Source organism: Bradyrhizobium sp. B117, from assembly GCF_038969555.1.
Taxonomy (GTDB): domain Bacteria; phylum Pseudomonadota; class Alphaproteobacteria; order Rhizobiales; family Xanthobacteraceae; genus Bradyrhizobium.
Map to the genome: position 1 here is coordinate 1,426,925 of NZ_CP152414.1, position 22,668 is coordinate 1,449,592.

At 64.5% G+C, this 22,668-nt stretch carries 18 protein-coding genes; 8 read left to right on the top strand and 10 right to left on the bottom strand.

Features of this window, described 5'->3' with window-relative positions; genetic code table 11:
- The first annotated feature begins 290 nt into the window (after window positions 1-290).
- On the top strand, window positions 291-1,796 hold the full coding sequence (locus tag AAFG16_RS06940; protein WP_342740861.1) for a glycosyltransferase family 39 protein: 1,506 nt from the start codon (window positions 291-293) through the stop codon (window positions 1,794-1,796).
- Between the two features lie 198 nt (window positions 1,797-1,994).
- Here AAFG16_RS06940 and AAFG16_RS06945 read toward each other — a convergent pair whose 3' ends face one another.
- Both AAFG16_RS06945 and AAFG16_RS06950 read right to left on the bottom strand, forming a co-directional pair.
- The gene (locus AAFG16_RS06945) at window positions 1,995-3,023 is read right to left on the bottom strand and encodes a TIGR01620 family protein (protein WP_342738258.1); all 1,029 of its coding nucleotides are present in this window, start codon (window positions 3,021-3,023) and stop codon (window positions 1,995-1,997) included.
- Window positions 3,020-4,489, bottom strand: coding sequence for a YcjX family protein (locus AAFG16_RS06950; RefSeq protein ID WP_342738260.1), 1,470 nt, complete (start codon window positions 4,487-4,489; stop codon window positions 3,020-3,022). The genes AAFG16_RS06945 and AAFG16_RS06950 overlap by 4 nt, the downstream gene beginning before the upstream one ends.
- A gap of 186 nt (window positions 4,490-4,675) precedes the next feature.
- Here AAFG16_RS06950 and AAFG16_RS06955 point away from each other — a divergent pair, with 186 nt between their 5' ends.
- Window positions 4,676-5,371, top strand: coding sequence for a hemolysin III family protein (locus tag AAFG16_RS06955; RefSeq protein ID WP_283084138.1), 696 nt, complete (start codon window positions 4,676-4,678; stop codon window positions 5,369-5,371).
- Window positions 5,372-5,436: 65 nt separating this feature from the next.
- Window positions 5,437-6,231, top strand: coding sequence for an SDR family oxidoreductase (locus AAFG16_RS06960; RefSeq protein ID WP_283084139.1), 795 nt, complete (start codon window positions 5,437-5,439; stop codon window positions 6,229-6,231).
- A 157-nt stretch (window positions 6,232-6,388) separates the two neighbouring features.
- On the opposite strand, the gene AAFG16_RS06965 is transcribed toward AAFG16_RS06960, so the two are convergent.
- Window positions 6,389-6,844 carry a MarR family transcriptional regulator gene (locus AAFG16_RS06965; protein ID WP_342738263.1) on the bottom strand — a complete coding sequence of 152 codons (456 nt, stop codon included), beginning with the start codon at window positions 6,842-6,844 and terminating at the stop codon, window positions 6,389-6,391.
- A 75-nt stretch (window positions 6,845-6,919) separates the two neighbouring features.
- Between AAFG16_RS06965 and AAFG16_RS06970 the strand changes: the two genes are divergently transcribed.
- Window positions 6,920-7,696 (top strand): glucose 1-dehydrogenase, encoded by a 777-nt coding sequence (locus AAFG16_RS06970; RefSeq protein ID WP_342738265.1) that lies wholly within the window; start codon window positions 6,920-6,922, stop codon window positions 7,694-7,696.
- Between the two features lie 121 nt (window positions 7,697-7,817).
- Here AAFG16_RS06970 and mdlC read toward each other — a convergent pair whose 3' ends face one another.
- The 4 genes from mdlC to AAFG16_RS06990 all read right to left on the bottom strand — a co-directional run bounded on the left by mdlC (window position 7,818) and on the right by AAFG16_RS06990 (window position 12,740).
- Window positions 7,818-9,440 (bottom strand): benzoylformate decarboxylase, encoded by a 1,623-nt coding sequence (gene mdlC / locus AAFG16_RS06975; protein WP_342738266.1) that lies wholly within the window; start codon window positions 9,438-9,440, stop codon window positions 7,818-7,820.
- Between the two features lie 150 nt (window positions 9,441-9,590).
- Window positions 9,591-10,442, bottom strand: a complete 852-nt coding sequence (locus tag AAFG16_RS06980; protein ID WP_342738267.1) for a MaoC family dehydratase N-terminal domain-containing protein — start codon at window positions 10,440-10,442, stop codon at window positions 9,591-9,593.
- A 14-nt stretch (window positions 10,443-10,456) separates the two neighbouring features.
- Complete coding sequence (locus AAFG16_RS06985; protein WP_342738268.1) at window positions 10,457-11,560, bottom strand: CaiB/BaiF CoA-transferase family protein; 1,104 nt, start codon at window positions 11,558-11,560, stop codon at window positions 10,457-10,459.
- A 10-nt stretch (window positions 11,561-11,570) separates the two neighbouring features.
- Window positions 11,571-12,740 carry an acyl-CoA dehydrogenase family protein gene (locus AAFG16_RS06990; protein ID WP_342738270.1) on the bottom strand — a complete coding sequence of 390 codons (1,170 nt, stop codon included), beginning with the start codon at window positions 12,738-12,740 and terminating at the stop codon, window positions 11,571-11,573.
- A gap of 125 nt (window positions 12,741-12,865) precedes the next feature.
- Here AAFG16_RS06990 and AAFG16_RS06995 point away from each other — a divergent pair, with 125 nt between their 5' ends.
- Window positions 12,866-13,786 (top strand): LysR substrate-binding domain-containing protein, encoded by a 921-nt coding sequence (locus AAFG16_RS06995; protein WP_342738272.1) that lies wholly within the window; start codon window positions 12,866-12,868, stop codon window positions 13,784-13,786.
- A gap of 277 nt (window positions 13,787-14,063) precedes the next feature.
- Here AAFG16_RS06995 and AAFG16_RS07000 read toward each other — a convergent pair whose 3' ends face one another.
- Both AAFG16_RS07000 and AAFG16_RS07005 read right to left on the bottom strand, forming a co-directional pair.
- On the bottom strand, window positions 14,064-15,338 hold the full coding sequence (locus AAFG16_RS07000; protein WP_342738273.1) for a cytochrome P450: 1,275 nt from the start codon (window positions 15,336-15,338) through the stop codon (window positions 14,064-14,066).
- Window positions 15,339-15,520: 182 nt separating this feature from the next.
- Window positions 15,521-16,786, bottom strand: coding sequence for a cytochrome P450 (locus AAFG16_RS07005; protein WP_283084148.1), 1,266 nt, complete (start codon window positions 16,784-16,786; stop codon window positions 15,521-15,523).
- A 311-nt stretch (window positions 16,787-17,097) separates the two neighbouring features.
- Between AAFG16_RS07005 and AAFG16_RS07010 the strand changes: the two genes are divergently transcribed.
- From AAFG16_RS07010 to AAFG16_RS07020, 3 genes are all read left to right on the top strand, one after another.
- The gene (locus tag AAFG16_RS07010) at window positions 17,098-18,243 is read left to right on the top strand and encodes a YjgN family protein (protein WP_342740862.1); all 1,146 of its coding nucleotides are present in this window, start codon (window positions 17,098-17,100) and stop codon (window positions 18,241-18,243) included.
- A gap of 3 nt (window positions 18,244-18,246) precedes the next feature.
- Entirely contained in the window at window positions 18,247-19,356 is a 1,110-nt protein-coding gene (locus tag AAFG16_RS07015; RefSeq protein ID WP_283084149.1) for a M48 family metallopeptidase, read from the top strand.
- A 583-nt stretch (window positions 19,357-19,939) separates the two neighbouring features.
- Entirely contained in the window at window positions 19,940-21,595 is a 1,656-nt protein-coding gene (locus tag AAFG16_RS07020) for a winged helix-turn-helix domain-containing tetratricopeptide repeat protein (protein ID WP_342738274.1), read from the top strand.
- 291 nt (window positions 21,596-21,886) lie between these two features.
- Here AAFG16_RS07020 and upp read toward each other — a convergent pair whose 3' ends face one another.
- Entirely contained in the window at window positions 21,887-22,516 is a 630-nt protein-coding gene (gene upp / locus AAFG16_RS07025; protein WP_283084151.1) for a uracil phosphoribosyltransferase, read from the bottom strand.
- Between the last annotated feature and the right edge of the window lie 152 nt (window positions 22,517-22,668).

The window sequence follows — 22,668 nt, forward strand, 5'->3', positions numbered from 1 at the left end:
GTCCCGGACAAGCGTAGCGAAGCGGAGCGCCGATCCGGGACCCATAACCCCAGGGAGCGGTCGTGTGACGGACTGATAACTCCGAGTCTTCGCCAAACTCCGCCCTGTGGTGATGGGTCCCGGGTCTGCGCTTCGCTTGCCCGGGACGACACCGATGCTGGGACCCCACATTGACTCCCCCTTCCAAGTCGGGGAAAAGCGCGGCCGTGACGATCGCTCCCGACATTTCTGCGAAGCCGGACGGCGCCCAGCGCCGGCTCATCCTCGTTGCGGTGCTGATCATCGCCGCGATGACGGTGCTCCGCATCGTCTACGCCTCCGCGATCGAGCTGCGCACCGACGAGGCCTATTACTGGACCTGGTCGAAGGAGGGCGCGCTGAGCTTCCTCGACCATCCCCCCATGATCGCCTGGTTCGTTCGCTTCGGCACCGCGATCTTCGGCGACACCACGCTCGGCGTGCGCTTCGGCGGCATCGTCGCCATGCTGGTGACGCAGCTGCTGCTCGCCGACATCGTCCGCCGGCTCACCCATGATATGCGCGCGGTCTTGTTCGCAGTGCTGATGCCGGAGGCCGCGCTCTATTACGGCCTGCTGATGGCCAAGGTCGCGCCTGATGTCGCCATGATCCCGTTTGCGGTGGCGATGATATGGGCGCTGGTGCGGCTCGCGCAAAGCGGCGACGGACGCTGGTGGCTCGCGGCCGGGCTGTTCGCCGGATTGTCGCTGCTGTCGAAATTCACCGCGATCATGTTCGCGCCCGCGGTGGCCGCCTTCCTGCTGGTGCCGGATTGGCGCTGGCGTTGGCTGCGCAGCCCGTATCCTTACCTCGCGGTGCTGATCGCCGTCGCTGTGTTTTCGCCGGTCTTGATCTGGAACGCGCAGCACGATTGGGCCTCGTTCCGTTTCCAGGGCGTGCGCGCCACTACCAATTACGGCGTCTCGCTGCGCACGGTCGGCGACTATATCGGCCTGCAATTCGGCCTCGTCGGCTTCGTCATGCTGCCGGTGATCCTCTCGGCTCTCGCGATGACGGCATGGCGCGGCTACCGCAGGCGGGAGCCGGTCGCGATCCTGCTGTCGACCGCGGTGCTGGTGCCGTTCTTCTATTTCCTCGTGAAGTCGATGACGCTCCGCGTCGGCGACACCTGGCCGATGTTCATGTGGCCGGTCGGCTTCGCCGCCGCCGCGGTCAATCTCGCCGTGCTGTCGCGCGAGGGTCGGTCGGCAAGGCTGATCCGGTTGAGCGTGTTCTGGCTCAACACGGCGGTGGTCTCGGGCATCGCCTTCGTCGTCATCGTGTTCCTGTACTACATCGCAGCGCCCTGGAATCTGCTCGGCAAGATCGACCCGATCGGCGCCGAGGCGGGCTTCGAGCAGGTCGCAGCACGTGCCCAGGCCGCGCTCGACGAGACCGGCGCGACCTGGATTGCCACCACGGACTACCGCACCTATGCCATGATGCGCTGGCTGTTCCGCGGCCGCGTGCCCGTCATCGAGCTCAACGAGCGCGGCCGCTTCCAGGATTTCGGCGACCCCGGCCTGGACCAGATCAAGGGCCACGCCGGCATCTATGTCGGCCGCGAGCCGGACAATCGCGCACCGGTGTGGGAATCGATCCGCGCGCAGCGCCAGCCGCTCGGCGACGTCGAACGCCGCTGGCGCGGTGTTCTCACGGATACCTATGTGATTGAAAAGCTCACCGGCTGGACCCCGGAGCTGTCCCCGCCGAAGGATTCTCCGCTGTTTTGGTGGAAGGTGCTGGCGGGGGAATTCGAAAAGCGGTCGCTCGGATAGCGCGGCAAGCTCGGGCTTCTTCCCTTCTCCCCTTGTGGGAGAAGGTGGCGCGAAGCGCCGGATGAGGGGTCTCTCTCCGCATATTCTACTGCGAGAGCTTCATTCGCGGAGAGATACCCCTCACCCGTCTCGCCGCTTCGCGGCGAGCCACCCTCTCCCACAAGAGGAGAGGGTGCCGCGAACGCGCGGCGCGAAGGATTACTCCTCCTCGTCCTTCTTCCGCAGCAGATCCGTCGCGAGGTCCGACAGTTTCGGCGGCGGCAGGGCCGCGAACGGCAGCGGGCGCGTCACGTCGATCGCCGCCAAGCCCAGCCGCGCCGTCAAGAGCCCGTTCAGCACGCCTTCTCCCAGCCGCTGCGACAGCTTTGCCGCTATCCCATGGCCGAGCATCTGCTGCACCAGGCTGTCGCTCGCGGCCATGCCGCCGGTGATAGCGAGATGGGCGATGACGTGGCGGAGCAGGCGGATCATGCCGAGCGCGCCGGGACGGCCGCCATAGAGATAGGCGAGCTGCCGGATCAGCCGCAGCGCGGCGACGAACACGAACAGCACGTCGATCGCCGCGCGGGGCGAGACCGCGGTCACGATCGAGACTTTTTGCGCGGCCGACGACACCAGCCGCCGCGCTTCCGCATCCAGCGGCGACATCAGCTCGCGCTCGGCGAGGCGAATCATGTCGGCGCCGTCGATGATCTCGCCGGCGTGGCTCTCCAGCGTGGCGCGGGCGCGCGCGAGCTGCGGGTTCTGGTGCGCGATCTTGATGAGATCCTGGACGATGACGCGGCTCTCCTTGCGGTCGTCGCTGGCAAGCACCGCGGCTGCGCGCTGATGCAATTTCTCGATGGTCGCAAGGCGTGCAAGTCCAAAGGCCTCGCGGCCGATCACGACCGCGAGCGCCAGCGCGGTGACGAAGGCGAAGGCAAGGCCAATGAAGCCGAGGCTTTCGCTGCGCGCAAACAGATCCTCGATCAGATGAACGACGCCGAGCCCGGTGCCGAGCAGCGTCAGCCCGGCAAGGCCGGACCAGAACAGCGTGCCCCACGGAAATCCGCGCCGCGCCGGCAGCGCGGTTTCGATCGGAACCGGGAAGGTCGATGGATCGGGCTCCGGCGTGATCTGGATGGTGGCGCGGCTGAGCCGGCTGGTCTCGTCGGCTTCGGTGACGACGACGCCGGGATCGTCGAGCCGGAACGTTGCCGGCCGGCGTGGCTTCGATCGGTCGTTCATGACAGCTTGTCTCCGATCAGGAACTGCAAGGCACGGTCGAGGCGGATGTGTGGCAACGTGGGCTCGTTCGCGCCTTCGCGCTCGAGCCTGGGCGGGCGGAAGCGCAGGAAGCGGAAATCGCTCTTTTCGGCCGCCTGCGTCGACAGCCCGCGGAACGCATCCCTGCCGTTGAACAGCGGCTCGGGATCGAGCGGCAGATCGCCCGGAAAGGTCGCAACTTCGGTGTTGCCGTCGAAAAACTCGCCGCCGGCGCTTTCGCCCGCGGCCGGCGTTCCCAGGATCGACGGCAATTTGTCGCGGCCATGCGCGACCTGCGCCTCGCGCGTGGCACGCACCGCGGCGAGCGCGACGACGTCGATCGCCGCGCCGGTATTTTCCGCGCGTGCAACCGCCCGGGTCACCGCTCGGCGCAGCACGGCCTCGAGTCGGTCGTGGCTGGAATGATGCAGATGGTCCGCCTTGGTCGCCGCGAACAGGATGCGGTCGATCCGGGGTCTGAACAGGCTGGAGAGGATGGTGCTGCGGCCGATGTTGAAGCAGTCGAGAATGCCGGCCAGCGCGGCTTCGAGATCGTGCAGCGCCTCCGGGCCGGAGTTGAATGCGGCGAGCGCGTCGGCCAGCACGATCTGGCGATCGAGCCGGGCGAAATGATCCCTGAAGAACGGCCGCACCACGACGTCCTTGTAGGCCTCGTAGCGGCGCACCATCATCGCCCACAGCGATCCCTCGCCCGCCTGACCGCCAACGGGCACGTCGAGCGGCGCAAAGGTCAGCGCCGGTGTGTCGGCGAGATTGCCGGGCATCAGGAAGCGGCCGGGCGGCAGCAGGCTCATCGCGAACTGTTCGTCGCGGCAGGCGCGCAAGTAATTGGTGAAGAGCTTCGCCGCCGTCAGCGTCGCCTGCTCGTCCTCGCGCGCTTCGGGCTTCAGCGTTGCGAGATGGGCGTGCCAGTCCGCGGCGAGATGCGCACGCGGCGTCTCGCGCGACAGGGCCAGGCTTTCGGCGGACCATTGCTCGTAGCTCTTCTGGAGCAGCGGCAGGTCCAGCAGCCATTCACCGGGATAGTCGACGATGTCGAGCGTCAGCGTGCGGTCGGCGCCGTTCGGGCGCTGATAGTCGATGACGAGGCGCAACTCGCTGATGTCGACGGTCGAGTTCGGCCAGCGCCGCTCCTCGATCAGCGCGCGCAGATGGTTCTCATAGGCAAAGCGCGGCACGGCATCGTCGGGCTGGGGCGCGAGATGCGCCCGCGCGATCCGGCCCGAGGCATAGGCCTCGAACACCGGAAACCGCCCGCCGCGGGTGAGGCCATGGATCAGCGCCGTGATGAATACGGTCTTACCGGCGCGCGACAGGCCGGTAACGCCAAGCCGCACCGTCGGGTTGAAGAAGTGCTCGCCGTAGTCGATCAGCGCCCGGGCCGACAGGCGCGCCTCCTCGACCATGTCCTGGAAATTGAATGCCATATGAACGTTGAGAGGGCTCGGGCGAGGGATACGCAAAATGGATTAATCACAAAAGTGGCAACTGCCTGATGAAAATCAAGCTTTCATACTTCTACCGTCTTTGTCGGCAAATCAGCCGTTTGAACGACGCGCCGGCCCCGAAAGACGCATACAAAAGGGCATTGCCTCAAGCTTTCCCGGATTGCCATGACCGTCTTCCAATTGAAACAGTTCGCATCCACCTCCGTCCACGCCGCAGCCGACGTGATCGGCTGGAACTACGATCGCGCCGAGATGATCGCCGACGGAATCATCCATGGCATCGGCGTCCTCGCCGGCCTCATCGCCGCGACCGTACTGGTGGTGCTGACGGCGATCTATGCGACCGCGATCGACATTGTCGGCGTCTCGATCTATGTCGCCGGCCTGCTCTCGATGCTGGTGTTGTCGGCGACCTATAATCTCTGGCCGATCTCGCCGGCCAAATGGCTGCTGCGCCGGTTCGACCATTCCGCGATCTACCTGCTGATCGCTGCGACCTACACGCCGTTCATCCTGGAAGTGAAGGACAGCGTGTTCGCGCTGGTGCTGCTCGCCGGCGTCTGGTGCGTCGCCATCCTCGGCATCGTGCTGAAGCTGTTTTACCCCGGCCGGTTCGACCGCGTCTCGGTCGGCATCTATCTCGCGATGGGCTGGAGCGGCCTCATGCTTTACGACGCCGTGGTCCGGGCGCTGCCTGCGCTGGTGCTGGGTTTCATCCTTGCGGGCGGCCTGTTCTACAGCTTCGGCGTGATCTTCCATGCCTGGCGGCGGCTGCGCTTCCAGAATGCGATCTGGCACGGCTTTGTCTTGGCCGGCGCGGCATGCCATTATACCGCGGTGCTCGACCTCGTGTTGAGCTGAGCAGGATCCGCGACGCGGAATAAGCGGCGCGGTATAAAGCGGTACAAGACAAGAGGAGACGTCGCATGCAGGTGACCGGCAAGGTCGTGGTCGTCACGGGCGGCGCCAATGGCATCGGCAGGGCGCTGTGCGAGGCCTTTCACCACGCGGGCGCAGCCAAGGTCGTGGTCGCGGACATGGATGCCGCCAACGCGCGGGCGGTCGCCGCCACGGTGAATGGCGCGGCGTTCAAATGCGACGTCGCGCAGGAAAAGGACATCACGCACGTCATCGAGGAGACCGAGCGGCAGTTCGGCCCCATCGATCTCTTCTGCTCCAATGCCGGCATCGGCGGCGGCTTCGATCCGATGTCGGAGAATGCCGGCGGCGCCTCCGACGAGCCGTGGCAGCGCAGCTGGGCGATCCACGTCATGGCCCATGTCTATGCCGCGCGGCATCTGATCCCCCGCATGAAGGCGCGTGGCGGCGGCTATTTCCTCAACACCATCTCGGCCGCGGGCCTCTTGTCGCAGGTCGGCAGCCCCGCTTATTCCACCACCAAGCACGCCGCGGTCGGCTTTGCCGAGAACCTCGCGATCTCGCACAAGGCCCACAACATCAAGGTCTCGATCCTCTGTCCGCAGGGCGTCGACACCAACATGCTGCGCTCGATCCCCAAGGGCCCGCAATCCGGCGACGGCGATCTCACGCCGGAGCAGGTGGCGAAGGACGTCCTCGCCGGCCTCGAGCAGGAAACCTTCCTGATCCTGCCGCACCCCCAGGTGCTCGGCTACATGCGCAAGAAGACCGAGAATTACGACCGCTGGATCGGTGGCATGGCGAAGATCCAGGCGAAGATGCGGGAGGAGTTCGGGAAGTAGGCGACGCTGTTTCCACGAACGACCTGTCATGCCCCGCCTAGTGCGCAATTGCGCACGGGGGCGGGGCATCCAGTACGCCGCGGCCTATCGATTGAACCATTGATGTCTCGGAGTACTGGATCGCCCGCCTTCGCGGGCGATGACACCGAGACTGCAGCTACGCCGCCGCCTCATCCTCCACCCGGCTCTGCCTGAGCGCCCGCGCGTAGAGCATCATGCCCTCGCGCACCGTACGCTGCTCAGCCGGCGTCAACGCCGCCAGCGCCCCGCGCACCTGCTGCCGGCCGAATGCGTGCAGCGCGTCCAGCGTGCGCCGTCCCTTCGGCGTCAGCGACAGCAGCTTGCTGCGCGCATCCGTCTCATCCGGCGTCTCCCGCAGTTCGCCGCAATCGATCAGCTTGCGCACCAGGCGGCTGACGCTGGATTTCTCCAATCGCAGGAAATCGCCGAGCTCGCCTGAATTCATCGGGCCGCGGATGCCGATCTCCAAAATGGTGTGGACCGCCGACGGCGGATAGTCCGATGCCGCCACGGTGGCATCCATGAAACCGAGCTCGCGCACCATCAGCCGCGAGGCGGCACGGATGTCGTCAATTAGCGAAAGCTCGGCCATCTTGACTCCGTGCATATAGTTGTATCATACAACTATATGCGCGCAACGACGCGCGCAAGCGTTTTGGAGTGTGCCATGAGCGGAACTTTGCCATCGGGGATGCGGATGCGAGGCAAGGTCTGCCTCGTCACGGGCGGCGGCAGCGGCATCGGCCGCGCCACGGCGCTCCGGATGGCGTGCGAAGGTGCGGAGGCGGTCATCGTCGCGGGCCGGCGCGAGGCCGAGATCGACGCGACCGCGGCCGCGTGCCACGAACTCGGTGTGGAAGCGATTCCACTCAAGACCGACATCACGAAAGAAGAGGACGTCGCGCGCCTGGTCCGCACCGCCATCGAACGCTGCGGCCGTCTAGACGTCGCCTTCAACAATGCCGGTTTTCAGGAGCGCCGCGCGCCGCTGGAGGAGCAGGGCACCGATATCTACGACAGCGTGTTCGACACCAATGTCCGCGCGCTGTTCCTGTGCCTGCGCCATCAACTGCCGGCGATGCTGGCGCAGGGCCGCGGCAGCATCGTCGTCAACGCTTCCGTCAGCGGCGTGCGCAACCCCAATCCCGGCTTCTCGCTCTATTCGGCCTCGAAAGCCGCCGCGATCTCGCTGACGCGCTCTGCCGCGATGGAGAATGCCCCGCGCGGCATCCGCATCAACGCCATCGCGCCCGGCCGTGTCGTCACCGACATGATGCTGCGCGCCGGCGTCGGCGATGTCGCAGCGGTTGGTGCGGGATTGCCGCTGCGGCGCATGGGAACGCCGGAGGAGGTCGCGGAGGCCGTAGTGTGGCTGTTGTCCGACGCGTCGTCCTATGTCGTCGGCCACGTGCTGGCGGCGGACGGCGGATTTCTCGCTTCGTAGCTTCGCTGTGGTGCGGCAGATTCGGTGTCGTAGCCCGGATGGAGCGAAGCGTAATCCGGGAATCGTGCCACAAGCGCGTCGGCCCCGGATTGCGCTTCGCTCCATCCGGGCTACACGCGCCTCAATGCTTCTGCCCGTACAGCACCGGCACCGCCGAATCCACGATCACCTCGACAAGGCTCGCGCCCTCGAACGCCATCCCGCGCTTCAGCGCCTCGCCGAGCTCCGCCGCCTTGCTCACCCGCACCGCATGGCATCCCATGCCTTCGGCGAGCCGCACGAAATCGATCCCCGGCAGCTCGAGCCCGGGCACGTTCCGCACCTGCATCACCTGGCTGAACGAGCGCATCGCGCCATAGCCGGAATTGTTGATGACGACCACCGTCAGCGGCAGCTTGCGTTGCGCGGCGGTCCACAGCGCCTGGATCGAATACATCGCCGAGCCGTCGCCGATCAGGCACACGGTGCGCTGCTTCGGCTTGCCGAGCGCCATGCCGACGGCGGCGGGCAGCGAATAGCCGAGGCCGCCGCTCGCCATGGTGTAAAAACTGTCCTGGCCCCGCATCGGCAGGAATTTTTGCATCGCCGGCCGATGCGAGGGCGCCTCCTCGACCAGCGACGCCCCATCCGGCATTGCCTGCGACAGCGAATGCAGCAGGAATTCGATCGGCAGCGGATCGGCGGCCTGCGGCGCCGGCGGCAGCGCGCGGCCTTTTGGCGTGGCGCGCTTGCTCTCGGGCAGAAGGTCGAGCAGCATCGCGAGCGCCGGCTTCATCGTCGCGATGATGCTCGTGCCGACGGGCGTCACCGCCGCGGCGTCCGGATCGTCCGTGATCTGGAAGATCGTCGCGCCGCCGTCAAAGATCGCGGCATGGCCCTCGACATGGAAGGTGAACACCGGCGCGCCGATGACCACAACAAGATCATGCTCGCGCAGCGCATCGGAGAGCTGTGCGGGCGAAGCATGCAGGAAGCCTGCGAATTGCGGGTGGTGCTCGGGGAACGAGCAGCGCGCCGAGAACGGGCTGACCCAGACGCTGGCCTTGGCCTTCTCGGCCACGCGCACCATCAGATCGACCGCGCCGGCGCGGTCGACCCCGGGGCCGACGACGAGGGCAGGGTGCTTTGCAGAGCCGAGCGCCGCCACCAGCGCTTTCATGGCGTCCGGCTCGGGCCCGATCTCGCGGCTGACCTTGCGCGCCTCGACCGGCGCGCAGGCATGGGCCCAGTCGTCGATCGGGATCGACACGAAGGTCGGCCCGCACGGCGGCTGCATCGCAGTGTAATAGGCCCGCGCGATCGCGGCCGGGACGTCCTCGGGCCGCGCCGGCTCGACGCTGTACTTCACATAGGGCCGCGGGAACTCGGAGGCGCGCTCGGCGTAGAGGAACGCCTGGAGCGGCAGGATCGAGCGCGCCTGCTGGCCGGCGGTGATCACGAGCGGCGTCTGGTTGCGATGCGCGGTGTAGATGTTGCCGAGCGCGTTGCCGACGCCGGCCGCCGAATGCAGATTGACGAAGCCGGCATTGCGCGTCGCCTGCGCGTAACCGTCGGCCATGCCGACCGCGGAGGCTTCCTGCAGCGCCAGCACATAGTCGATGTCGTCGGGCCAGTCGCTGAGGAACGGCAGCTCGGTCGAGCCAGGATTGCCGAACACCCGGTCGATGCCGAAGGCACGCAGCAGCTCGAGCGTCGCCCCCTTCACGGTGACGGACTTGCTGCCGGTCTTGCCGTTCTTGGACATTGGTTTCCGTCCCTTGTTTCTTATGGAAGGTAGCAGCCTCACCCCGTCATTGCGAGGAGCCCTTGCGACGAAGCAATCCAGACTGTCTCCCCGGAGGGATTCTGGATTGCTTCGCTGCGCTCGCAATGACGACGGGGAGACAGCGGTGACTCACCACACCGCCGCGCCCTTCATCGTCGGCTGCCCTTCCGCGTTCGCGGTCCACAGCTCGGTCCCCGTCTCGGTCTCGTTGGCGTTGATGGAGAACTCGGACCCTTCGAACAGCGGCTGCACGCCGCGATAAGTAAATTTCTTCGGCGCCTTGCCGCCGCGAAGCTTCGCCGCCATCTCGATGATCAACGCCGCCTGCAGCGGGCCGTGGAAGATCAGGCCCGGATATCCCTCGACCTTGGTGACGTAGTCGCGGTCGTAATGGATGCGGTGGCCGTTGAAGGTGAGCGCGGAATAGCGGAACAGCAGCACGGGATCGGAGACATGGGTCTCGCGGTGCTGTGGCTTGGGCGGCGGAGGCGGGGCCTTGGCGCTCGCAGGCGCGCTGCTCGTCATCTCGCGATAGACGATGTCCTGCCGCTCGCGGATGACGGTGCCGCGCGGCGAGGAGATGCTGTGCTCGACCGAGACGAAGCACAGCGTGCCGGTCGAGCCCGTCTTCACCTGCACATCGGCGATGCGCGAGGTTCGCGTCGATTCGTCGCCGACGCACAGCGGCTGCAGGAACTCGATCTCGCCGCCGGCCCACATCCGGCGCGGCAGCGGCACCGGCGGCAGGAAACCGCCGCGGGTGGGATGGCCGTCGGGGCCGAGCATCGACATCGGAAAAACCGGCTGCGCCAGGCACCAATGCACCGTGAATGGTGCGGCGTCTCCCTTTTTGGGCTCGCCGACGTCTTGGAACAGCGTCGCGCGAAGACCCTTCACGAGCTGCGCGGTGACGATGTCGGTGGCCTCCGTGCTGCGGCCGATCCATTGCCGCAAGTGATCGATGTCGAGCTTCTCGGTCATGACGCCTCGCTCTGTTATTTCTTGGACTTTGGCTTTTCGCCGATCGCGGGCACGGCGCCGTAGGCGCGGGTCTCGCCGACGACGATCGGCGCCGGCGCGGGATAGCTGACGCGGCCGTTCGGCGTATCGACCTCGATGCGGCGCAGATGCGGATGGTTGGTGAGGTCGGCCATGGTGTTGACCTCGGCGAAGGCGATGTCGGCCTCGGAGAGCCGCTTCAGCAGCTCGTCGCGCGTCATCCTGCCGAAGATGTCGGCGACCGTCGTGTCGGTGAAATCGCGATTACGCACGCGCTCGACCATGTTGGCGACGCGAGGATCGGCCGGAAGATCCGGCTGATCCAGCACCTTCACGCACAGCGTCTTCCATTCACGCTCGCTCTGGATCGAGATCAGGATGTCCTTGCCGTCCTTCGAGGTGAACACGCCGTAGGGCGCGATCGAGGGATGGCGCAGGCCCATGCGCTTGGGCGGATTGCCGGCCTCGGAGTTGAGCAGCGGCACGGTGCACCAGTCCGCCATCACGTCGAACATGGAGATGCGGATGTCCGCACCTTTGCCGGTGCGCCCGCGCCCGATCAGCGCTTCCAGGATCGCCGCGTGCGCCGTCGCGCCGGTCGCGACGTCCACGATCGACATGCCGACGCGCGAGGCGCCGTCGGGGTTGCCGGTGATCGAGGCAAGGCCGCTTTCGGCCTGGATCAGGAGATCATAGGCCTTGCGATACGCGTAGGGGCCTTCGTCGCCATAGCCGGTGATGGTGCACGAGATCAGTTTGGGATAATCTTTCAGCAAGCGCTCGCGCGAGAAGCCGAGCTTGTCCATCGAGCCCGGCTTCAAGTTCTGGATCAGCACATCGGCGCTTGCGATCAGCTTCTCCAGCTCGGCGCAGCCTTCTTTCGTGGCGAGATCGACCACCGCCGATTGCTTGCCGCGGTTGAGCCAGACGAAATAGCTGCTCTGGCCCTTGGCTGCCGCGTCATAGCCGCGGGCGAAATCGCCCTCGGGCCGCTCGATCTTGATCACCTCGGCGCCGGCATCGGCCAGGCGCGAGGAGCAGAACGGTGCCGCCACCGCCTGCTCGACCGCAATCACCCTGATCCCGTCAAGTGCTCCCATGATGGTGACCTCAGTACGAGCGCGGCATGCCGAGCACATGCTCGGCGACGAAGGACAGCACGAGATTGGTCGAAATCGGCGCGACTTGATAAAGCCGCGTCTCGCGGAATTTGCGCTCGACGTCGTATTCCTCGGCAAAGCCGAAGCCGCCATGGGTCTGGATGCAGGCATTCGCCGCTTCCCACGACGCGTCGGCCGCGAGCATTTTTGCCATGTTGGCCTCCGCGCCGCAGTCGAGCCCGGCCTCGTATTTGCGCGTGGCTTCCTTCACCATCAATTCGGCGGCGCGCATCGAGGCGTAGGCCTTGGCGATCGGGAACTGGATGCCTTGATTCTGCCCGATCGGCCGGCCGAAAACGCTGCGCTCCTTGGCATAGTTCGTCGCCTTTGCGATGAACCATTTGGCGTCGCCGACGCATTCGGCTGCGATCAGGATGCGCTCGGCATTCATGCCGGAGAGGATGTAGCGAAAGCCCTTGCCCTCCTCGCCGATCAAATTCTCCGCCGGCACCTTCATGTCGGTAAAGAACACTTCGGTGGTGGCGTGGTTCATCATGGTGCGGATCGGGCGGATCTCGAGACCGTTGCTCTTGGCCTCGCGCATGTCCACGATGAACACGGAGAGGCCATCCGTGCGCTTCTTGACCTGCTCCTTCGGCGTAGTGCGCGCCAACAGCACCATCAGGTCGGAATGCTCGGCGCGGCTGGTCCAGATCTTCTGGCCGTTGACGATGTAGCTGTCGTTGCCTTCCTTGCGCGCGAAGGTCTTGAGCGAGGAGGTGTCGGTGCCGCTGGTCGGCTCGGTGACGCCGAAGGCCTGCAGCCGCAATTCGCCGCTCGCGATCTTCGGCAGATATTTTGCCTTCTGCTCGGCATTGCCGTGCCGCAGCACGGTGCCCATCGTGTACATCTGGGCATGGCAGCCGCCGCCGTTGCAGCCCGCGCGCTGGATCTCTTCGAGGATGGCTGCGGCCGCCGAAAGCTTCAGGCCCGCGCCGCCATATTCTTCCGGGATCAGCACCGAGAGATAGCCGGCCTCGGTCAGCGCATCGACGAAAGCCTTCGGGTAGGCCATCTCGCGATCGAGCTTGCGCCAATATTCACCGGGAAACTGCGCGCAGAGCTTTGCGACGGCTTCGCGGATGTCGGCGTGATCTTCGCTGTGGTGTTCTTCACTCATGGCGTTTCCCATTGGTAGCGGCAGTCAAGATAACGCCGGCCAACCCTCTGGCGTTGTGAAAACATCGCCAGCCCCCTATGCTCATTTGCTATAGCGTATGGAGTAGCCTTCCAGGATTGGCAAGCATGGATTTCCGGCAGCTCAGGACCTTCAGTTGCGTGGCGGAGCTCGGCAGCCTCAGCAAGGCGTCCGACACGCTGCGCGTCGCGCAGCCGGCGCTCTCCAGGCAGATCAAGCTGCTGGAACACGAGCTGCGCACCGAGCTGTTCACCCGCAACGGCCGCGGCATGGTGCTGACCGAAGCAGGGCGTCTCTTGCTGGCCCGCACCTCCGGCATCGTGCGGCAGATCGACCAGATCCGCGACGACATCCAGTCGGCCAAGGGACCGCCGTCCGGGCAGGTCGTGCTCGGCCTGGTTCCGACCGTGAGCTGTGTGCTGTCGGCGCGCTTTGCGCGGCGCTGCGTCGAAAAGTTTCCCGGCATCACGCTGCGCATCGTCGAGAGCTACAGCGGTCATCTCGTCGAATGGCTGCATCGCGGCGAGATGGATCTCGCCATCCTCTACGGCCGTTCCGCCGATCTGCACCTCAATGTGCAGAGCCTCGGACGCGACAACATCGTCGCGGTCGGCCCGCGCGGCTGCGGGCTTGCGCGCAAGAAGAACGTCGACATCGGCTGGCTGCTGCGGCAGCGCCTGGTGCTGCCCAGTCATTCCCATGGCCTCCGCGCGCTGATCGAGCACGCCGCCGCCCAGCGCAAGATCAAGCTCAACGTCCAGTTAGAGGCAGATTCGTTCCGTGTGCTGACGAGCCTCGTCGAGGAAGGCCTCGGCTTCGCGCTCTTGCCGCCCTCGTCGGTCCACGGCGAGGTCGCGGACGGGCGGCTGGAAACGACAGTCGTCTCGAAACCGATGACGCGCGAGCTCATTTTTGCTTCTCCGATCGACCGCCCGCCTTCGACGGCCTCGCTGGCCGTCACCGCGCTGTTGCGCGAGGAGGTCGCCGCCTGCCGCAAGGAAGGCGTGTGGGACATCAAGCTGAGTTAGATGCCGTGTCGTAGAACAGATGCGGGCCGCGTTGCCTTCGCATCTGGCGCGAGCTGTCATGCCGGAATTGTATAGCTGGGCTGGATGAGGTGTGAGGAGCGTGCGCTCCTAGTCTGACCCTCGGTGTCATTGCCCGCGAAGGCGGGCAATCCAGTATTCCAGAGGCAGCGCGGCTTGAACCGAGAAGCCGCGGCGTACTGGATGCCCCGCCTTCGCGGGGCATGACAGCGGAGGTTGAAGACGCGGTTTGCCCCAAGGCGGGCAACTAGAGCAGCGCCTACCCCGGAATCCTTACCGGCAGCGACTCATATCCCTTGATGAAGCTCGAATAGATCCGCTTCGGCTCGCCGACCACCTCGATGCGGTCGAAGCGCTTGAGCATTTCCTCCCAGACGATCCGCAGCTGCAGCTCGGCGAGGCGCATGCCGACGCAGCGGTGGATGCCGAAGCCGAAGGAGAGGTGCGTGCGCGGGCGGGGCCGGTCGATAATGAAGTCGTTCGGGTTCTCGAACATCTCCTCGTCGCGGTTGCCGGAGACGTACCACATCACGACGCGGTCGCCCTTTTTGATGTGCTTGCCGCCGATCTCGGTGTCTTGCAACGCCGTGCGCCGCATATGCGCGAGCGGTGTCTGCCAGCGGATCACCTCGGGCACCATGGAATCGATCAACTCGGGATTTTCGCGCAGCTTGTCGTACTGCTCCGGGTTCTCGTTCAGCGCCAGCACCGAGCCGGACATGGTGTTGCGCGTGGTGTCATTGCCGCCGACGATGAGCAGGATGATGTTGCCCATGAGGTTGTCGGGGTCCATGAAGCGCGTGGCGTCATTGTGGGCCATCAGCGACAACAGATCGTTGCGCGGCGCGGAATTGACGCGCTCGTTCCAGAGCTTCGACATGTAGGCGTAGCACTCGTCCATCTCGCGGCGGCGCTCTTCGGCGGAGGCGACGATGCCGCTCTTGGGCAGCGCGGTCGCGACGTCGGACCAGCGCGTCAGCTTGCGCCGCTCCTCCCAGGGGAAGTCGAACAGGGTCGCCAGCATCTGCGTCGTCAGCTCGATCGAGACCCGCTCGACGAAATTGAAGGTCTCGTTGCGCGGGAGGTTGTCGAGCACGGTCTGCGAGCGCTGCCGGATCAGCTTTGCCATCTCGTCCAGATGGGCTGGCGTGAACATCGGCGAGACCGTCTTGCGCTGCGCCGAATGCCTGGGCTGATCCATCGCGATGAAGCTCGGCCAATCGTAACCTTCCGGCACGTCGCGGATGCCGATGCCGCCGAGCGTGGAGTCCGAGGAGAAGATGCCGTGATTGGTATCGACATGCATGATGTCGTTGTATTTCACCACGGACCAGTACGGCTCGATCGGCGCATTGGTGCAGTAATGCACCGGCTCTTCCTTGCGCAGCCGCTCGAACCACGGCCACAGCGTGTCGTCCTGGAACAGCCTCGGCGCGCCGGGATGGAACTGCGCCAGCGGTGTCGCATAGGCCTCCTCGCGCGCCCGGCGCATGCGTTCGGCCTTGTCCACTTTAACCGGCGCTTGGATGTTCATGGTTGTGGCTCCAGTTGGTTCTTCCTTCACCTCGCCCCGCTTGCGGGGAGAGGTCGGATCGCATCGTTAGATGCGATCCGGGTGAGGGGGACTCTCCGCGAGCCCAATTCTCTCCGTCCCCGTGGAGACTCCCCCTCACCCCGACCCTCTCCCCGCAAGCGGGGAGAGGGGGAGTTCTTCGTTCACGCCGCAATCTTCACCGGCAGGGTTTCCAGTCCCTTCACGAAACTCGAATAGACCCGCTTCGGTTCGCCGACCACGTCAATATGGTCGAAACGCCTAAGGATCTCTTCCCAGATAATCTTGAGCTGGAGTTCGGCAAGACGCAATCCGACGCAGCGGTGGATGCCGAAGCCGAAGGACAGATGCGTGCGCGGGCGGGCGCGGTCGATGATGAAATCGTAGGGCTTTTCGATCGCCTCCTCGTCGCGGTTGCCCGAGACGTACCACATCACGACCTTGTCACCCTTCTTGATCTGCTTGCCGCGGAACTCGAAATCGGAAAGCGCGGTGCGGCGCATATGCGCGAGCGGCGTCTGCCAGCGGATCACCTCGGGCACGAAGCTGTCGAGCAGCGCGGGATTCTCGCGCAGCTTGCGATACTGCTCCGGGTGCTGGCTCAGCGCGAGAAGCGAGCCCGACATGGTGTTGCGCGTGGTGTCGTTGCCGCCGACGATCAACAAGACGAGATTGCCGAGGAAGTTCTTGGCATCCATGTCGCGGGTCGCCGCGCCATGCGCCATCATCGACAAGAGATCGCTCTTCGGCGGCTGTTCGATGCGTTCCTTCCACAGCCGCGAGAAATAGCCGGCACATTCGGTCAGCTCGGCCAGCCGTTCGTCCTCGGTCGCGACGAGGCCGTCAGGCCCGGGAATGGTGGTGGCGATGTCGGACCAGCGCGTCAGCTTGCGGCGGTCTTCCCAGGGGAAGTCGAACAGCACCGCGAGCATCTGCGTGGTGAGCTCGATCGAGACCTGGTCGACCCAGTCGAACACCTCACCGCGCGGCAGATTATCCAGGCACTCGGCCGAGCGCTTACGGATGTTGATGGCGAGATTGTCCAGATGCGTGGGCGTGAACATCGGCGCCACGGTCTTGCGCTGCGCGGCATGGCGCGGCGGGTCCATCGAGATGAAGCTCTCGCGGCGCAGGTCGGGATCGATGTCGCGGATGGTGATGCCGCCGAGCGCCGAGGCCGAGGAGAACACCGAATGGTTGGTCTCGATCTCCATGATGTCGTTGTAGCGCGTCACCGACCAGTACGGCCCGAACATCGAGTCCTTGCAATAGTGCACGGGGTCCTCGCGGCGCAGGCGGTCGAAATAGGGCCAGAACGTATCGGTCCTGAACAATTCAGGATCGCCCGGATCGAACTGCTCCAGCGGCAGTGATGACGCGCGCTCGCGCAATGCGTCGAGCTTGGACGCGCTCTCCATGGTCCCGTGCATGACCGTCTCCCTGGCTTCCCCCGCGCCTTTTTATCAATTCTGCGCTGCGGGATTTGATTTGCAATTACAGCCGGTTGTCTGCGCCGGAGCAAGGGAGAGTTTTGCCACATCCAACCTTTGCGAGAGGGATTGGGCGGACGTCACGGGGATGTGTCAACGTGATCTCCCGCACGCCGTTTGTCATGAAATCCTGTCAGAAATCGGCTGGAATCGAGCTAAATCGAACCCGCCCATCTTGGGGTTCGACTAACCCCTGATCTATAAGTTTGATCCCGACAGGTCCGCACCCCGAGGTTGCCGCCGTGAACGACATGCAATGGACCCCGATCGGGTCCGAACCCTTACCGCCGCCGCTGCCGCCGACGCGGGTCGATTTCACCGGCAACCGCACCGAGTTCCGGAAAATGGTCACCAAGGGTGCCATGCTGGAGCTGGTCACCTTCGGCTTCTACCGGTTCTGGCTGGTCACCGACATCCGCCGTCATCTGTGGTCGAACACCGCGATCGACGGCGACGCCGCCGAATACACCGGGCGGGGCAAGGAGCTTTTGATCGGCTTCCTGTTCGCGCTCGCGATCCTGGTGCCGATCTATCTCGCCTATTTCCTCATCGGCATCGAGTTCGAGCGCTGGCAGGGCTTTGCCTCGACGCCGCTGTTCATCAGCTTCTACGCCTTCGGCCAGTTCGCGATCTTTCGCGCGCGGCGCTATCGCCTGACCCGCACGGTCTGGCGCGGCGTGCGGTTCTGGATGGACGGCTCGGGCTGGGCCTATTCGTTCCGCGCCATGGCGTGGGGCTTGCTCGTGTTCCTCACCCTCGGCCTGGCGCTGCCCTGGCGCGAGGCTTCGCTCGAACGCTACAAGATGCGGCACACCCATTACGGCGATCTGCAAGGTGACTTCGAAGGCAACGGCTGGGAGTTCTTCAAGCGTGGCTGGTGGCTGTGGCTGCTCAGCCCGATCGCGCTCATCATCTTCCCGCTCGCCCCGTTCTTCTATGCCGAGTTCAAGGCGCGCGAATGGCGCTGGTGGCTGGACGGCATCCGCATCGGCGGCGTCAGCGTGTCCTCGGAGTTGCCGCACAATGCGTTCTATGGCCTCTACTGGAAAGTGATCGGCTGGTGGATGCTGCTCTCCACCATCTTCGGTTTCTATCTCGGCGGAGCCACCATGCTCCTCGTCAAGCTGAGCGGCCTGCCGGCCGAGCAGGCGTTCGGGCCCGACAATGCCACCAGGAACATCCCGATGATGGTGGCGATGGTCATCGGCTATCTCGCGTTGGCACTTGCGATCAACATCGTCATGCGGGTGTATCTGCAGCGCGACATCTGGGCCAAGGTGCTGGAAACGGTCGAGGTGCACAACATCGGCGCGGCTGCGGACGTGCGCGGCAGCGGCGAGCTTGCCAGCGCGCTCGGCGAAGGCTTTGCCGACGGGCTCGATGTCGCGGGATTCTGATCTGTGAGTGAGCTGTCCACCGAGGCCCCGGCGCAGTCCGCCAAGCCGACCATCTTCTTCGACGGCGTTTCGAGCCGCAGGCGGCAGGTGACGCTCGCGCTCGGCGATGCGCTCGAGATCGTCGAGGAGGGCGAAGCGCCGGTGCGCTGGGCCTATGCCGACATCCGCCGCGCCGACAGTCCGGCCGGCATCTTGCGGCTGTCCTGCACGACCGCGCCGCTGCTGGCGCGGCTCGAGGTCCGCGACGTCGCGCTGGCCACGCAGGTGATGGTCCGCTGTGCGCGGCTCGACGAGCACCAGACCTCGCGCCGCGGGCTGGCAAAAATCGTCGGCTGGTCGGTGGCCGCCGCCGTCTCCATCGTCTGCGTCGTGCTGTTCGGCGTGCCGCTCGCCGCCGACCGGCTCGCGCCGCTGGTGCCGAAGCCGATCGAGCGCCGCATCGGCGATGCCTCCGAAGTCCAGGTGAAGACCATCTTCGGCCGCAGCGTGTGCGAAGAGCCCGCGGGCAAGGCCGCGTTCACCAAGCTCGTCAACCGCCTGCGCGATGCCGCCGGCCTCGACGATGATGCCATGACCGCCGGCGTGCTGCCGACGGCGGTGCCGAATGCGTTCGCGCTGCCGGGCGGCAAGGTCTACGTGCTGAGGGGCCTGCTCGACAAGGCGCAAAACCCCGACGAGCTCGCCGGCATCCTCGCCCACGAGCTCGGCCATCTCAAGCATTACGACAACATGCGTGGGCTGATCTACAACGGCGGCACCTCGTTCCTGATCGGCCTGTTGTTCGGCGACGTCACCGGCTCGAGCGCCGTGATCTTCGCCTCGCGCAGCGTGGTCGAAGCCTCCTATTCGCGCGAGGCCGAAACCGGCGCCGACACTTTCGCGATCGAGATCATGCACAAGCTCGGCCGCTCGCCGAAGCCCGCCGCCGAGCTGATGTTCCGCATCACCGGCAAGGAAGGCGGCAGCGGCTTCACGATCCTCGCCAGCCACCCGCTGACCGAGGACCGCCTTGCGCGGATGACGAAAGAGGATCGCCCCGCCAGCGGCCCGCCGCTCTTGACGGACAAGGAATGGCAGGCGCTGAAGGGCATCTGCGGCAGCGGGAAGATTTAGGGCGCGTACCCATAATTCCAGCAAAAGTCTGTTTCACCTCTGAAAGCAGACATCACGGCGTCGAAGACCGAGGACTACTGGGGGCCAAGAAGAGACATCCGGGCCGGAGCGCTGACTAACCTGGCAGCGCTCCAACGAAGGATATGTCGAGGTCCTTCTTCGTCCGCTATGCCGATCGGCGACCCAGCGACCTGTATCAACGCCGCGGGTCGACAGCGAAGTGCGAGGTGACGTTATCGATCTCGCCGCGGGTAATGCCCATATCCCTTAGTTCTCTATCATTTAGAGAGTACAAATCGGCTCGCGCCCTCTTTCGTTTTCGCCTTGCTTGAAACGCAACCCAATAAGTTTCGAAGAAACGGAAGGCACGCTGTGTCGAAGGGATGGAAGGGATGGTCTGTCCCAACTCGTTCGTCTTCATAGCTGCACCTCTCGAGCCTGCTTTGGCTTGAAGACTGTCAAAGCAAGTGCCGGCGCGCTTAATGAATGGCTTACATTTCCTTTACCGCAGGCTTATTCTTTGTATTTCACTCCAGATTAGAGCGCCTTTTGATATCCGAAGACTACCAAGGAGAATGGTGCTTTGCGCTATGTCTTTGAGGACTACGTCTTTGACACGGACCGGCGCGAGCTGCATCGCGGAAGCGACGTGGTCGCTATCGCGCCGCAGGTTTTCGATCTGCTCGATTACCTGATCAGAAATAGGGAGCGTGTCGTCACAAAGGACGATCTCATCAGAGCTGTTTGGAATGGACGCATCGTTTCGGATGCCGCACTGACGACTCGCCTCAACGCCGCTCGGAACGCGATTGGCGATTCTGGCGAGAAACAGCGCCTAATCAAAACGTTGCCGCGCAAGGGCTTCCGCTTCGTTGGCGCAGTGCAGGAGGCGCAGTCTATTGGGGCGCTCGTCGTTGCCGATGAGGGCGACCTGAATCGCAAAAGCGTTGCCCGCCCGGAACATCCCTATACTGTGCGCGGGGATGAACTTGGCTTGGGGACTGACGACGGAGGAGCGGCGTCGATGCCGGCTTTGGCACCGCGCTTGTCTATTGTTGTTCTACCATTTACCAGCATCGGCGGTGATCCCGAGCAAGAGTATTTTGCCGACGGCGTGACCGAAAGCCTGACTACGGACCTATCGCGCATCAGAAGCTCGTTCGTAATAGCCAGCAGCACATCGTTCAACTTCAAGGGCAAAGCAGTTGACGTGAAGCAGGTCGCGCGTGAATTGAAGGTCCGCTATGTGCTGGAAGGCTCCGTGCAGCGAAGCGGAAATCGGCTTAGAATTAATGTGCAACTGATCGACGCGGAAACAAGCAATCAGCTATGGGCCGAACGCTTCGATAAGTTCATCGCCGACCTTTTCGATATGCAGGACGAAATCGTATCAAGGCTCGCCAATACGCTGGATGCCCAGCTCATTGCGGCCGAGGCGCGGCGAGCCGAGCGTTCGTTACATCCAGACGCAATGGAATTGTATTTCCGAGGTATTGCATGCCTACACAAGGGGCTGACCAACGAACACCTGGGGCAAGCGCGAAGCTTCTTCGAGCGCGCCTTGGTGCTCGATCGCGATAACATCGAAGCACTCGTTGGCGCGGCGGCAGTCGACTTCAATAAGGCCGCTAACTTTGGTGTTGACGATCGGGCCGTGCTCCTCGCGACGGCCGAGGCGACCTTAATGAGGGCGTTGTCGCTGGCTCCGCAATACGCCGAGGCTCACATGTATCTGGGCGCCGTTCATATTTTTATGGGGCGCGTCGCCCAAGGCATTGTCGAATGTGAGCAGGCTTTGTCGCTGGATCGCAATCTCGCGAATGCTCACGGCTGGATCGGTCTTGCCAAGCATTTTCTTTGTCATGCCGAGGAGACCGAGACCCATGTCCGTGAAGCGTTGCGCCTCTCACCCCGCGATGTGTTCGCGCACCGGTGGATGATGTGGGCTGGCATTGCGAGCGTTTACCTCGATGCCAGCGCCGAGGCGGTCGCCTGGCTGCGCCGGAGCGTCGAGGCCAACCGCAATTTTCCCCTCGCGCATTTCCATCTTGCTGTCGCGTTTGCGCTGCTTGGGTCGCTCGAAGAGGCCCGCGCCGCCGCGGAGGCGGGGCTAGCGTTGGATCCAGCCTTTACCATCCGCCGGTTCCAGAGCCAGTCACCAAGCAACAGTCCGAGTTACTTAGCGCGGCGCGAACGCTTCTACGCGGGCATGCGTATGGCCGGGGTACCTGAAGGGTGATGTCAGACATGGGTCACGATCAGACATCCCGGACTTTGCCCAGCTTGTCCCCTAAGTCCCTGCACCGGGACCGTGAGCAGCACCAAAGCAAACGACATGGCTGAACAAATGATCCTGGCGGCTTGTGATCGGCGAACCACTTTCGTCATCAGTGCGTGTCCGAATGGTTGGTGTCGGGGTCGCGGATGCACCGCGCCAAGCGGCCGTGTCTTGGTCGCTGGCAAGGAATTTTCCGTTCAGAAACGACGGGAAGCCCGTCCACTGTGTCAAACAGGAATCTAGGTTCGCCGCTTATCGCGTCCCGTAGGCGCGATCGCCGGCATCGCCGAGGCCCGGCAGGATAAAGCCGTTCTCGTCGAGGCCTTCATCCACCGCAGCCGTCCAGATCGGCACGTCCGGATGCAGTCCGCGCAGCCGCTCCAGTCCTTCCGGGGCGGAGATCAGGCAGGCGAGGCGGATATCCTTGGCGCCGCGTTCCTTCAGCCGGTCGATGGCAGCGACGGCCGTGTTGGCAGTGGCGACGACAGGCGTCACCACGATGGCGAGGCGCTCGCCGAGATCGGACGGCGATTTGAAGAAGTACTCAACCGCGGCAAAGCTGTGCGGCTCGCGATAGAGGCCGATATGGGCGACGCGCGCGGTCGGGACCAGGTCCATCATGCCGTCGACGAAGGTGGTGCCGGCGCGCAGCATCGGCACGAACACCAGCTTCTTGCCGGCGATCTTGGCCGAGTGCATCGTCGCCAGCGGCGTCTCGATCACGGTATCAGCGAGCGGCAGATCGCGCGTCACCTCGTAGCACAAGAGCATGCCGATCTCCTTGATCAGCTCGCGAAACGATTTGGTCGAGATGGATTTGTCCCGCACCAGCGTCAGCTTGTGCTGCACCAGCGGATGATCGACGATCGTGACGCCTTCCATGATCGGCTACCTTTCTTCCTTCTCCCCTTGCGGGAGAAGGTGGCGCGAAGCGCCGGATGAGGGGTTCTCTCCACTTGCAATACCGTTGGTGAGGATAGAGACCCCTCACCCGGCTTCGCTTTCGCGAAGCCACCCTCTCCCACAAGGGGAGA